Source organism: Vibrio sp. 1727 (assembly GCF_033344415.1).
GTDB lineage: Bacteria > Pseudomonadota > Gammaproteobacteria > Enterobacterales > Vibrionaceae > Vibrio > Vibrio alginolyticus.
Genome location: NZ_JAWPOT010000579.1, coordinates 1 through 543, shown reverse-complemented (window position 1 = coordinate 543; position 543 = coordinate 1). Strand labels below are relative to the sequence as shown.

1 pseudogene is annotated in these 543 nt (G+C 46.4%); it reads left to right on the top strand.

The features are described from left to right. Positions 1-524: pseudogene (locus tag R8O10_RS27040) on the top strand (alpha-amylase); the annotation flags it as partial. Positions 525-543: the final 19 nt, after the last annotated feature.

Genomic DNA, 543 nt, shown 5'->3' with positions numbered 1-543 from the left:
AAAAAGGCAGTTTCAAGTCTCTGATTGACCCTTACTGTTTTGGCCAAGCGCTTTCAAACGGTCGAGCCATCACTTTTGTGGTGACGCATGATATTCCCAACAACGACGTCTTTCTCGATTTGATAATGGATGAAGAGGATGAGTGGATCGCTTATGCCTACATTCTCGGTCGCGATGGCGGCGTGCCTTTGGTTTATACCGATTTGGATACCAGCGGCATTAAGAACAAAAACGGAAAGCCAAGATGGAAAGACGCTTGGAATGATCCTCGTATGGCGAAGATGATCGCGTTCCACAATGTGACTCATGGTGAGTCAATGACGGTACTGGAAGGGAATGACGATATGCTAGTGCTAAAACGCGGAGAGAAAGGCATTGTCGTGCTAAACAAATCCACGCGCGCACAATCGCTATCGCTAAAGACAGAGTGTGATTGGTTCGATTTGATGTCAGATCAAAGCGTTAAAGCCGGGATAGAACTGAAGGTTCCGGCAAAGTCGTTCATGTTATTGGTGCAAAAATAAAAGCGGCGGCAGAAGACAA